Source organism: Streptomyces katrae, from assembly GCF_000966975.1.
GTDB lineage: Bacteria > Actinomycetota > Actinomycetes > Streptomycetales > Streptomycetaceae > Streptomyces > Streptomyces katrae.
In genome coordinates this window covers 1-346 of record NZ_JZWV01001798.1, presented here as the reverse complement: position 1 = coordinate 346, position 346 = coordinate 1, and the positions used below count along the sequence as shown (strand labels likewise).

Below are 346 nucleotides of genomic sequence, written 5' to 3'. Positions count from 1 at the left end.
GGGCGCACCCCGGTGCTGGCGCGGGCGGGATCGGTGCTGCCGGTGCGGCGCGCGGACGGCTCGGTGGGCCTGGAGGCGTGGGCCCCGGCGCGGGGGCGGACCGGTGGCGGGGTGGTGATCCGGGACCCGGGGCCGGGGTTCGGGGCGGGCGAGGTCGAGCGGTACACCGTGCGGTGGGCCGGGGAGGCGGTGGTGGTGGAGGACGAGGCGGGGGGCGTGGTGAGCGGGGTGGAGGTGCGGGGGGTCTAGCGAGGCGGTGGTGCCGGGGCTAGGAGGTGTAGCGGCCGGCGAACCAGGAGGCGGCGGCCTGGGTGTGGAGGGGGAACTGTCTCTTATACACATCTCT

1 pseudogene is annotated in these 346 nt (G+C 77.2%); it reads left to right on the top strand.

The window, feature by feature from the left end:
* Positions 1 to 249, top strand: a pseudogene (locus tag VR44_RS40620) (glycosyl hydrolase); the annotation flags it as partial.
* Between the last annotated feature and the right edge of the window lie 97 nt (positions 250 to 346).